This is a genomic window from Staphylococcus felis, assembly GCF_003012915.1.
Classification (GTDB): domain Bacteria; phylum Bacillota; class Bacilli; order Staphylococcales; family Staphylococcaceae; genus Staphylococcus; species Staphylococcus felis.
Genome location: NZ_CP027770.1, coordinates 1,808,435 through 1,820,497, shown reverse-complemented (window position 1 = coordinate 1,820,497; position 12,063 = coordinate 1,808,435). Strand labels below are relative to the sequence as shown.

Genomic DNA, 12,063 nt, shown 5'->3' with positions numbered 1-12,063 from the left:
CATGCTCAAGCCAAAATGCCATTGTCTCTTTAGCTAGCCTCTAAAGAGGCTTTTGACTAACTTCAATAACCCTTAAAAGGGTCTTCATATTCTCTTACGCTCAACTTATCAATCGCTTTATCGTGTTTTTCTTGATTCTGTATATATTTTTTTATCGTGGCTTCATTTAATCCAACTGTACTTACATAATACCCTTCTGCCCAAAAGTGACGATTTCCAAATTTGTATTTCAAATTTGCATGTCTATCAAATATCATCAAAGCGCTTTTACCTTTTAAATACCCCATAAAGCTTGAAACGCTTATTTTGGGTGGGATGCTCACTAATAGATGTGCATGATCTGGCATCATATGTCCTTCTATAATCTCCACACCTTTGTATTTGCACAATAACTTTATAATTTCAATAATTGATGGTCTGTATTGATTGTATATGATTTTTCTTCTATACTTTGGAGTAAATACAATGTGGTATTTACACATCCATTTTGTATGTGCTAAACTCTTGGCTTTATTAGCCATAAAAAATCCCTACTTTCGTTATTAATTTGGCTTGAACACCTTAATTATAACGCTAAGCAGGGATTTTTTTAGTATAACTTTTGTTGCCCACCCGCATAGCAGGTGGTTTATTGTTTCGCACGTTTTACGTGCTCAACTGACTGAAGTCATTAATATAAAAGCTGAGACTCTTTATGGCGCCTCAGCTTCTGTATCTTAGTATTTAAATTGATAATTGCAGTAGCTCAATTTTACATTAAGCTATTTTTAATTTTTTTATATCTTAATAACATGGCAACTCTCCATGGGACTAACATACTAAACGCTAATAAGAAGAACATGCCCGCAAGCTCTCCAGCATCTATAGAGCTTCCGATAAATACTTTCAATATAGTACGTATTACAAGTAAACTAATAAGCACTATTGGAAAAGCCTTAGACTTCTTCAAATATATATCTGAATCTTTCACTTCAAAGTGAGAAGTCATAATCAGTACACTCGAAAATAAAATACCTATAACAATGGATTCTATTATTTCAGATCCTGTTAGCCTAAAATAAGGAAAGATATACATGAGCGCACCTGTTGCCATAAAGAATGGCGGTAATATAATTTTTTTCTCATTAACAGGATACTTTTGAGCCTTCATTCTAACGACGATAACACCTGCCCCCATCACGAATGCGATTAGGATTGAAAAAACTAAATATGTCAATTGAAGCTTCCTCCATTATCTTTCAATAATACAGATAAGTATACCACATTATCAAATTTAGAGTAATGTACAACTACTACTTATATTCGAACACTGAAACCGAAATAAAGAAGATTTTAGAAAGTACTGACGAAGACTAACACGACAATCTTTTGTTACCAATTTGTCACCTATATTAAAAGCAAAAGAGTTTGGAATTGTTCAACAAATCCCAAACTCCTTGATATGACTGACGTCATGGATATTATATTTTTTTATCCATATTTTTATTCATCATTGTCATCATTTGATTAATTTTCTTTTGTGATGGTTTTTGACCCATTTGCATCATCATCATTCGTAACATCTCTTCATTGATTGGAGGATTTTTCTTCAAATAATCCATCATATACTTACGTGCTAAGAAGAAACCACCGACAAGTCCAATGATGAGTGCAACAATTATTAATAATATTACTAACCATGTTGCCATCGTTTCACCCACTTTCTATATCCTCTAGCATTTTACTAAAATTATCATACTATTTCAAGGTAGGACTTAGTGAAATATTAAACCTTAACTACAAAAACCGAGCCTCTATCAATAATGAGACTCGGCACCATAAATAATTACATATTTTTAATTTGTTCTAAAATATTTTCTTTAGTAAATCCATATTCTTTAACAACTAAATCACCAGGAGCACTTGCACCGTAACGATCAATACCAATCACCAAACCATTCATGCCCACATATTTATGCCAACCTAAAGTTGCTGCCATTTCAGCTGCTACACGCTTATCTACATCTGGTAATAAAATTGAGTCTTTATATTCTTGTGATTGTGCTTCGAATGCATTCCAATTCGGCATTGAAACAACGCGCACACCTTTACCTTCATCTTCTAATGACTTAGCAACATCTACCATTAAACTTACTTCTGAACCTGTTGCAAGTAATACATATTCTGGTTCTTTTGATGTTTCGTAGACTACATATGCCCCTTTTCGAACACCTTCTTCTACAGTATCCTCAGAAACATCTAGAACAGGTAAACCTTGTCTAGTCAAAACGAGCGCTGTTGGTGTTCCGTTAGATTCTAATGCCACTTTCCAAGCAACTCGTGTTTCATTTCCATCTGCTGGACGAATCACATTTAAGTTTGGAATTGCTCGCAAACCAGCCAATTGTTCAATTGGCTCATGCGTTGGACCATCCTCACCTACAGCGATTGAATCATGAGTAAAGATAAATGATGAGCGCAGACCCATAATTGCTGCAAGACGTAAAGCTGGTTTTAAGTAATCACTGAAAACAAAGAATGTTGCAGCATAAGGATGAAGCCCTCCGTGTGCAGCCATACCATTTACCGCAGCTGCCATTGCAAATTCACGAACACCAAACCAAACATTTTTACCACTACCATCTTCTGCTGAGAAATCCTTGGCATCTTTTACATTTGATTTATTAGATGAAGCTAAGTCAGCTGATCCACCAAAAAATGATGGGACTGATTGATTAATAGCTTGAATGATATCTCCAGAGTCAGCACGTGACGCTGCTTTATGATCAAGATCGTATTTAGGTAATTCCTTTTCATAATGAGTTGGTAGTTCTCCAGCAATTGCCGTTTTAAACTCTTCTGCTAATTCTGGATATTGTTTTGAGTATTCTTCTAAATTTGATTTCCATTCTGCTTCATTTTGATCTGCGCGTTGTAACATAGTATCTTTAAAAATCTGATACACTTCATCTTCAACATGGAAACGTTTAGAAGCATCTAGTTGATAATTTTCAAATGTTAAATTACGCTCTTCTTCTCCAAGTGGTGACCCATGAGAAGTATTGCTATTTGCCTTATTTGGAGAACCGTAACCTATGATTGTTTTCACTTCGATAATTGTAGGACCTGATTGTGACTTAGCTGTTGTAATTGCCTTGTCTATTTCTTCCAAATCATTACCATCTTTAACTAAAATATGATTCCATCCATATGACTCAAATCGAGCCTTAATATCTTCTGAAAATGATTTGTTCGTTTCACCATCAAGAGAGATGTCATTAGAGTCATATAACGTAATTAATTTGTCTAGTTTTAAATGTCCGGCTAAAGAAGCAGCTTCATGTGAAATTCCTTCCATTAAATCACCATCTGAAGCTAAAACGTATGTGTAGTGATCTACAACCGAAATATTTTTATTAAATTTAGCAGCAAGATGTTTTTCTGCCATTGCCATACCTACTGACATTGCAAAACCTTGTCCTAAAGGCCCTGTTGTAATTTCAACCCCTTTAGTATGCTTGTACTCAGGGTGACCTGGTGTTTTGGAATCCCATTGTCTAAATTGCTTAAGCTCTTCCATTTCTAAGCTACCTGATACATGTAATAAACTATATAATAATGCTGAACCATGACCTGCTGATAAAACGAAACGATCTCTGTTAAAATATTCATGTGAATTCGGATTAAAATTCAAATGACGTGTCCATAATGTATAAGCCATTGGAGCTGCCCCCATCGGTAAACCAGGGTGCCCAGAATTTGCTTTTTCAATTGCATCAATACTTAATCCACGAATGGTATTTACTGCTTTTATATCTTTATTGTCAAACATTTTACGACTTCCTTTCTTAACAACTTTACATTACTATTATAACCGATAATAAACTGTAAAGCTTCTTAGAAAACCAATACATTATTATTTATTAAGATTAACTACGCTTATGGTTGCGACGTTGAACCTCTTTTAATTTATCAGGCGTTACATCATTACCTTCAGGATCAATTACTTTAGTGTTTTCAATTTGATCTTTGAAACTTTTGCGAAATGTTTCTAAATATTCACTTCTCAACTTAGACTGTTCTTTCGCTTCTAAATCTGTAAGCCCCTCTTGTTTTTTCTTTTTCGCTAATTCATTAATGCGCGTTAATTTTTCTTGACTTAACATGTTGGCTCCCTCCGTCTACTTTTCTTATCAAAATATACCAGAAAAAGCAAATAAAACCAAACGCTTCAACTTCTACGCTGCGCACACTATATCTATATCTTTAGTGATTGACTGTAGTTGTCATCATAGTCTGAGCATCCATCCGTTCATGTTCGTGTGGAACTTGTTCTATTACATATTTATCATTTAGTTGATGATCTGTCATTTCGTACACTTGTTCTGAATCTTGAGTTTGATTCGCTAACACTAAAAAAGTAAAAAATAGCGCTAAAGAGAAGATAAAGACACCAATATAAACATATATTTCTGACATTTTAATACTAACCATTTACAACACTCCTAGAACATTTGTTTGTATATACACCCTAACAGAACGTTCGTTCTATGTCAATATAAAAACGAACAAATGTTTGTTGACGTTCGTATTATATGATATAATAAATACAAACCTATAGAGGGAGTGCAAAATATGAAAGAACTTACAAAAAGACAGAGTGAAATCTTTAATTATATAAAACAAATTGTACAATCAAAAGGATACCCACCTAGCGTACGAGAAATTGGAGAAGCAGTAGGCCTTGCTTCAAGCTCTACTGTACATGGCCACTTATCTAGACTTGAAGAAAAGGGATACATTCGTAGAGATCCTACGAAACCACGTGCAATTGAAATCGTTAATGATGTAATGGGCGAACCACTTAATATGGAAGAGACAATATACGTCCCCGTAATTGGGAAAGTTACAGCTGGAACCCCTATTACTGCTGTAGAAAATGTAGAAGAATACTATCCTTTACCTGAACACTTTACATCTACACATAATGGCCAAATCTTCATATTGAATGTTGTTGGAGATAGTATGATTGAAGCTGGTATCTTAGATGGGGATAGAGTAATTGTCCGAAGTCAATCTTTTGCTGAAAATGGCGATATTATAGTAGCTATGACAGAAGAAGAAGAGGCAACAATTAAAAGGTTCTATAAAGAAAAAAATCGATATCGACTTCAGCCAGAAAATAGTAGCTTAGAACCTATTTATCTGAATCATGTTAGTGTATTAGGTAAAGTCATCGGTTTATTTAGAGAATTTTAAAATTAATATTCACTCCTTCAAAAAGGGTCGAATGAATAGAGCATATGCTCCATTCATTCGACCCTTTATTATCTTTACCTTGCTTTTTTAGTTTGTATAATTCTCAGTCCAATACGGTTGTTGTTCTGAATTAAAATCAACACCAACACCAAGACGATTCACATTTTTATTTAAAATATTTTTTCTATGTCCTATTGAGTTCATCAAGCCATGGTGTGCAAATACACCACTCACTTGACCATAAGCTAAATTTTCAGCAGCTACATTGTAGTTAATACCCTCTTCTTTAAGTCTATCAAAAGGTGTTTGACCTTGAGGATTATTATGATCAAAGTAATGATTTTTAGCCATATCCGTACTATGCTTACGCGCTGTATTAGTGAGTTCATCAGAATGTTTTAACGGCTTTAGTCCCTTTTGAACTCTAGCTGCATTCACTAAGTAAAAATCTTCTAATTCATAACTTTTCTGTAAATAATCAGAAGGCGCTGCATATCTAGCATTCAAGCGGTTTTCTAATGTATGGCTAACCTGCAAAATACCTGTTAACTGATTATTCTCATGCTTATCATAAAAGACTGTAGTATAAATACGGTCGATATCAAACACATCGTATTCATCACTTTTTTGACGATATATTGTATTTCCTTTTTTAATTTGTTCAATAGGTTTCCCTAATTTTTCTCGAACAAAATCTTTTGGAGAGTTATATTTTATACCCTCTTTAGAAGTTATAATATTTTGATTAGTATATAATCCATGCACTTTACCATCAACATATGCAATCATAACATAATCGTGAAATTGGTTATGATAAATATACCAATCTGTGCCGTATTCATTACCAATGGTATCTTCAGGTTTACCTAGATTAGATTCTACTTGGTCTTTAGACATATTCATTTGTACATTTCTAATTGAAAACATCTGATTTTCAGGCGTTTTCAATTCAGTTGGGTTTGTTTTCCCTTCAACAATGGAATCAATTTTGGTATGGACTGGTGTTGCGATATGATCAAATAATGTGTTTTGTTGCACTGGAAAAACAATGATTATCAATAAGCCTATCAGTAAAAATAACGTAAATTTTTTAATGATTCACACATCCTATCAATCTCTGTCGCCATTGAATATAGAATTTCTAACAATGACATAATCGACTTTTCTTAATGCATCAACATCTTTACCGCCTGCATATGAAATAGAACTTTGTAAATCTTCTTGCATTTCGATTAAAGTATCTTTAAGCGAGCCTTTATGCTCAACAAACATTTTTTTACCTTCAACGTTTTTACGTTCGCCTTTTTGGTATTCAGAAGCACTTCCGAAGTATTCTTTATACTTCTTACCCTCGATTTCCACTGTTTCACCTGGTGATTCCTCATGTGCGGCAAACAATGAGCCTATCATTACCATTGAAGCGCCAAAACGTACAGATTTCGCAATATCTCCGTGCGTACGAATTCCACCATCAGCAATAATTGGCTTACGTGCTGCTTTGCTACAGTGATTAATAGCAGCTAATTGCCATCCACCTGTACCAAAACCTGTTTTTATTTTTGTTATACATACACGGCCAGGACCTATTCCAACTTTAGTGGCGTCCGCACCTGCATTTTCTAGCTCTCTTACGCCCTCAGGAGTCCCAACATTTCCAGCTATTAAAAATACGTCTGGCAAATGCGCTTTGATATGCTTAATCATGTCAATCACTTGATCTGAATGACCGTGTGCAATATCAATTGTTATATATTCTGGCGTTAGATTTAGAGACTTAAGCTGATTTATAAAATCAAATTCACCATCTTTTACTCCGACAGAAATCGAAGCAAATAGATTCTTTTCATGCATTTTTTTTATAAAAGGAATACGTGCTGCTTCATCAAAGCGATGCATAATATAAAAATATTCATTTTGAGCAAACCATTCAGCTAAATCTTCATTCATAACTGTTTGCATATTAGCTGGTACAACTGGTAATTTAAACCTTCTAGGTCCAAATTGAATTGATGTATCAATTTCAGAACGACTCTTAACGACACTTTTATTAGGTATTAACTGTATGTCTTCGTAATCAAATATTTTCAAAAGGTTTTCCCCCTATTAAATTATTACTTAGATAATATACTATCTTTTATCTGTAAAGTAAATAAAAGAAGTAAGGGGGAAAAGTTTTACCAGCTGGCTTTTTTAACACCTGGAATTTGTCCTTTATGGGCATGCTCTCTAAATGCAATACGTGACATTTCGAACTTTCTCATGACACCACGAGGACGCCCTGTTACCTTACATCTTCTAGTTAAACGTGTCGGTGAAGCATCTCTTGGTAATTTCTTTAATGCTTCATAGTCACCTTTCTTTTTAAGTTCGCGACGTAACTCAGCATATTTCGCTACCATCTCTTCACGTTTTTGTTCTTTAGCAATTTTTGATTTTTTTGCCATTTATTTTCACTCCTAAATCGTAATAATTTCGTTTTAAAGAGTAACATAAATACTTGTTCGTAATCAAGTATAAATTATTGACTTATTTTAAATATTGGCAAATCCTAAAAGTCATGGTAGAATATTAAAACGTAATAATTCTATTTTGTTTAAGGAGGGACTATCATGCGCGTTAACGTTACTTTAGCATGCACAGAATGTGGAGATCGTAACTACATTACGACTAAAAATAAACGAACTAATCCAGAACGTATTGAAATGATGAAGTATTGTCCAAGATTAAATAAACACACACTTCATAGAGAAACTAAATAAAGTGTAAAGCCTATTTCTTCTAATAGCTTCAATAATACGACATGTGCAATGTTTCTAATTATCGAAACATTGCTTTTTATTTTTGATTTATTTATATAAGATCTATTGATGTAAAAAGCAACTTGACCTTCACATTTAACCAAGTTGCTTTTTCTTAATTTTTATTTTTGAATACTCGAAATAATGGCGTCTAATCTCGCTTCCATTCCTAAAGCTTTTGCGACACCTTTACCATATTCAGGATCAGCTTGATAACAATGACGAATGTGACGTTCTTTCACTTCATCAGTTGTACCTTCCATTTCATTCGCAGTATTTGCAAAAATACGCTCTTGCGCTTCTGGAGATTGTAAACGGAATAACTTACCTGGTTGTTCAAAGTAATTATCGTCATCTTCTCTAAAATTATGCTCATATGCTGAGCCGTTAAGCTCTAATGGTGGTCGTTTATATTCTGGTTGATCTTCATGAGCCCCGTAACTATTTGGATAATAGTGTGTTTGCCCCCCTTGGTTATTGTCTAAAATGCGCATTTGACCATCACGGCTAAATGGGCAAATATTCTCAACCCCTACACCTTTAGGTTGGTTAACCGGAATTTGCCAGTGATTGACACCTAATCTATAACGTTGTGCATCTCCATAAGAAAATAAGCGACCTTGTAGCATTTTATCTGGTGAAAAATCTAAACCAGGAATAATATTTGTAGGTGCAAATGCAGCTTGTTCTACATCCATAAAATAATTATCTGGATTTCGATTAAGCTCAAACTCACCCACCTCAATTAAAGGATATTCCGATTTATACCATACTTTTGTCAAATCAAATGGATTATCTTTATGATTTTTGGCCTGCTCTTCGGTCATCACCTGAATATACATTTTCCATTTCGGAAAATCTCCAGATTCAATGGCATTAAATAAATCTCTTTGTGACGATTCTCTGTCCTTAGCAATCACTTGCTCTGCTTCTTCAGGTGAAAAATTCTCAATACCTTGTTGTGTTCTAAAATGAAATTTAACCCATACACGTTCATTGTCTTTATTGATCATTCCATACGTATGAGAACCGAAGCCATGCATATGTCTAAAACCTTTAGGAATACCTCTATCAGACATTAAAATTGTTACTTGATGCAATGCCTCTGGTAAAGAAGTCCAAAAATCCCAATTATTTTGTGCGCTACGCATGTTTGTACGCGGATCACGTTTTACAGCATGGTTTAAGCTTGCAAATAATTTAGGGTCTCTAAAGAAGAACACTGGTGTATTATTACCAACTAAATCCCAGTTACCTTCCTCTGTGTAAAACTTCAATGCAAACCCACGAATATCACGTTCTGCATCTGCTGCTCCACGCTCTCCTGCTACTGTTGAAAAGCGAGCAAACATTTCAGTTTGTTTACCAACTTCTGAAAAGATTTTGGCTGAAGTATATTGTGTAATATCATTCGTTACTGTAAAAGTACCAAACGCTCCAGAGCCCTTTGCATGCATACGTCTCTCAGGAATGACTTCTCGATCAAAGTGAGCCATTTGCTCTAAAAAATACCAGTCTTGCATAAGTAATGGTCCTCTAGGTCCTGCAGTCATTGAATTTTCTCTATCACTAACTGGATGGCCAAATAATCCCGTTAGCTTAGATGCATTTTTACGTTCCATTTTAAAACCTTCTTTCTATTTTAAAATTATTCTAAATTAGAATACTCTTTTAGTATAACCGATTTTAAAAGAGAATAAAGCAGTTTGATTCAATTTTCTATTTTTTTACAAAATTATCTGACAAATTATCATTTACTATTGAAACCTTTAAAGGAACAAAGTAAAATAGATAATTATCTCATTTGAGAGGAGAATACCCATGGAGGAAAAAAATTTAAGTCGAGGCCTTGAATCAAGACACATTAGTATGATTGCAATTGGAGGTGCCATAGGTACGGGACTTTTTATTGCAACTGGTGGCGTAATAGCTCAAGCTGGTCCTGGCGGTGCCATTCTAGCTTATCTTATGATTGGTGTAATGCTTTACTTTTTAATGAGTTCAATTGGTGAAATGGCTACTTTCTATCCTGTATCGGGATCATTCAGTAGTTATGCAACCCGCTTTGTAGACCCATCATTAGGATTTACAATGGGATGGCTATATTGGACAATATGGTCGTTAGTCACGAGTGTCGATATCATAGTTGCTTCTAACGTCATTACATATTGGGATTTCTTCTCATTTTTTTCACCATTAGTGTGGAGCCTTATATTTTTAAGTATCATCTTTTTACTAAATGTATTTACAGTTAAAATATTTGGAGAAGCAGAGTTCTGGTTATCCCTTATTAAAGTCGCGACAATCATTATCTTTATTATTTTGACATTTTTAATGATTTTCGGAATATTAGGCGGAGAATACTATGGTTTTAAAAATTATACAATAGGTGATGCCCCATTTGTTGGTGGTTTATCAGGATTTGTCAGTGTCCTATTGATTGCTGGATTCTCAGTTGGTGGAACTGAAGTCGTTGCGGTAGCAGCTGGAGAATCAGACAATCCTAGTCAATCTATGCCCAAAGCAATCAAGCAAGTCTTTTGGAGAATTTTGATTTTTTATGTTTGTTCAATCGCAGTCATCTCTGGGATTATCGCTTATAACGATCCGACATTGCTAAATGAATCAGGTTCAATTACACAAAGTCCATTTACAATTGTATTTGATAAGATTGGAATTGCTTTTGCAGCATCAGTTATTAATGCAGTCATCTTGACATCACTTTTATCAGCTGCAAATTCAGGGATTTTCACAACAAGCCGAATGTTGTATTCACTCAGCCAACAACAACAAGCACCTAAATTTTTAGGGCACATTAATCACAGAACAAAGTTACCATTCAACGCTTTACTAACGACTTTTGTATTAATTACAGCCGTTACATTATATGCAAACTTCAAACCTGAGAGTGTAATGGGCTTGCTCAATATTATCGGTGCCCTCATTACATTTGTTTGGGGTTCAAGTGTATGGTCACAATATAGAATGCGTCGCGCTATTAAAGTTCAAAATAAAGCTATTGATTCATTGCTTCCATATAAAGCACCGTTATTCCCACTGGGGCCTATATTAGTTATCGTAACTATACTGTTTTTAATATTTGGTAGTTCAGCTGGCGCAATTGTGCACTTTGATGTCCCTAAATTAGCTCAAAACTTTCTTCCAATCCTAATATTAATAGCTGTTTATGTCATTCATAAACTTGTGAAGAAAACACGAATCATACCGCTTCAAGACATTGACTTAACAGAATATCAGAGATTCAAATCATAATTTTTAAAGTGGTTAATCATGAATACAATTTGTCCTCAAAATATGTATCCTTTTAATGCATATTTTGAGGACTTTTATTATTGAACTTAACGATTTTATTTTTAAATACAAAATGACTTTCATTTACTAATCGGAAATTTAAAACTAAAATAAAAATGAAGGAAATTAAAAGCTAGAATTAGAATATATTAAAACATCACTTTAATAGCTCAAAAGCGGATTGCAATAGTCATGTAAAAAACGATTGCGCTTTTAAATAAATAAATCTCAAATGCCCTTTTATTCAACATCTTAAATCATGTATAATTAACTTAATCCTAACACAAAGGTGGGCTTTGTATGGTTGGACAAATCAATCTTTTTGATGATGTTTTAAAAGAAGATGAGCGTTTTGTAATTGTAGTACAATCATTTGAAAATAACGCTGGTCAAATTCTTAAACGAACACTTAGAGAGTATAATAGCTTAACACGAGAACAAATGCATCATTTATACCAGCATTTAAAAGAACTGTACTTAGAAACTGAATTTGAACCAAACCAATCTGCATTTTCTATCACGGTTTACACTAACTTAGATTACGCAGCTGATCAAATATATGCTCATATTAAACGTCATCGTGGTAGCCACGAATGGACACATACAGCAAAATAATTTGGAATTAATAAAAGTAAATCAAAACATATTTATACATTTTGATAGCATGAATTTTTATTATGCTTGTATGCCTAGTCATTCATTCTGGCCAAACGCA

At 34.1% G+C, this 12,063-nt stretch carries 14 protein-coding genes; 4 read left to right on the top strand and 10 right to left on the bottom strand.

The annotated features are described in order from the left end of the window. Nucleotides 1–62: 62 nt before the first annotated feature. The 6 genes from tnpA to sosA all read right to left on the bottom strand — a co-directional run bounded on the left by tnpA (nucleotide 63) and on the right by sosA (nucleotide 4,473). The gene (gene tnpA / locus C7J90_RS08500) at nucleotides 63–521 is read right to left on the bottom strand and encodes an IS200/IS605 family transposase (RefSeq protein WP_106465116.1); all 459 of its coding nucleotides are present in this window, start codon (nucleotides 519–521) and stop codon (nucleotides 63–65) included. A 230-nt stretch (nucleotides 522–751) separates the two neighbouring features. Next, nucleotides 752–1,216, bottom strand: coding sequence for a CcdC family protein (locus C7J90_RS08495; protein WP_103209712.1), 465 nt, complete (start codon nucleotides 1,214–1,216; stop codon nucleotides 752–754). A 244-nt stretch (nucleotides 1,217–1,460) separates the two neighbouring features. Then, on the bottom strand, nucleotides 1,461–1,700 hold the full coding sequence (locus C7J90_RS08490; RefSeq protein ID WP_103209714.1) for a YneF family protein: 240 nt from the start codon (nucleotides 1,698–1,700) through the stop codon (nucleotides 1,461–1,463). A 125-nt stretch (nucleotides 1,701–1,825) separates the two neighbouring features. Continuing rightward, nucleotides 1,826–3,811, bottom strand: coding sequence for a transketolase (tkt, locus tag C7J90_RS08485; RefSeq protein ID WP_103209716.1), 1,986 nt, complete (start codon nucleotides 3,809–3,811; stop codon nucleotides 1,826–1,828). 97 nt (nucleotides 3,812–3,908) lie between these two features. Beyond that, nucleotides 3,909–4,145: a DUF896 domain-containing protein gene (locus tag C7J90_RS08480; protein ID WP_103209717.1), complete on the bottom strand. Its 237-nt coding sequence runs from the start codon at nucleotides 4,143–4,145 to the stop codon at nucleotides 3,909–3,911. A gap of 100 nt (nucleotides 4,146–4,245) precedes the next feature. Next, on the bottom strand, nucleotides 4,246–4,473 hold the full coding sequence (sosA, locus tag C7J90_RS08475) for a DNA damage-induced cell division inhibitor SosA (RefSeq protein ID WP_103209720.1): 228 nt from the start codon (nucleotides 4,471–4,473) through the stop codon (nucleotides 4,246–4,248). Nucleotides 4,474–4,614: 141 nt separating this feature from the next. Here sosA and lexA point away from each other — a divergent pair, with 141 nt between their 5' ends. Next, on the top strand, nucleotides 4,615–5,238 hold the full coding sequence (lexA, locus tag C7J90_RS08470; protein WP_103209722.1) for a transcriptional repressor LexA: 624 nt from the start codon (nucleotides 4,615–4,617) through the stop codon (nucleotides 5,236–5,238). An 87-nt stretch (nucleotides 5,239–5,325) separates the two neighbouring features. Here the strand turns inward: lexA and C7J90_RS08465 are convergent, their stop codons facing one another. The 3 genes from C7J90_RS08465 to rpsN form a co-directional block, all read right to left on the bottom strand. After that, nucleotides 5,326–6,297, bottom strand: a complete 972-nt coding sequence (locus tag C7J90_RS08465) for a CAP domain-containing protein (protein WP_332838351.1) — start codon at nucleotides 6,295–6,297, stop codon at nucleotides 5,326–5,328. 51 nt (nucleotides 6,298–6,348) lie between these two features. After that, nucleotides 6,349–7,326 (bottom strand): GMP reductase, encoded by a 978-nt coding sequence (guaC, locus tag C7J90_RS08460; protein ID WP_103209724.1) that lies wholly within the window; start codon nucleotides 7,324–7,326, stop codon nucleotides 6,349–6,351. A gap of 86 nt (nucleotides 7,327–7,412) precedes the next feature. Then, nucleotides 7,413–7,682 (bottom strand): 30S ribosomal protein S14, encoded by a 270-nt coding sequence (rpsN, locus tag C7J90_RS08455; protein ID WP_103209726.1) that lies wholly within the window; start codon nucleotides 7,680–7,682, stop codon nucleotides 7,413–7,415. 165 nt (nucleotides 7,683–7,847) lie between these two features. Between rpsN and rpmG the strand changes: the two genes are divergently transcribed. After that, nucleotides 7,848–7,997, top strand: coding sequence for a 50S ribosomal protein L33 (rpmG, locus tag C7J90_RS08450; RefSeq protein ID WP_014613994.1), 150 nt, complete (start codon nucleotides 7,848–7,850; stop codon nucleotides 7,995–7,997). A gap of 161 nt (nucleotides 7,998–8,158) precedes the next feature. On the opposite strand, the gene C7J90_RS08445 is transcribed toward rpmG, so the two are convergent. Then, nucleotides 8,159–9,658, bottom strand: coding sequence for a catalase (locus C7J90_RS08445; protein ID WP_103209727.1), 1,500 nt, complete (start codon nucleotides 9,656–9,658; stop codon nucleotides 8,159–8,161). A gap of 199 nt (nucleotides 9,659–9,857) precedes the next feature. Between C7J90_RS08445 and C7J90_RS08440 the strand changes: the two genes are divergently transcribed. Beyond that, nucleotides 9,858–11,309, top strand: a complete 1,452-nt coding sequence (locus tag C7J90_RS08440) for an amino acid permease (RefSeq protein ID WP_103209729.1) — start codon at nucleotides 9,858–9,860, stop codon at nucleotides 11,307–11,309. A 339-nt stretch (nucleotides 11,310–11,648) separates the two neighbouring features. Further along, nucleotides 11,649–11,963 (top strand): hypothetical protein, encoded by a 315-nt coding sequence (locus tag C7J90_RS08435; RefSeq protein ID WP_103209731.1) that lies wholly within the window; start codon nucleotides 11,649–11,651, stop codon nucleotides 11,961–11,963. Nucleotides 11,964–12,063: the final 100 nt, after the last annotated feature.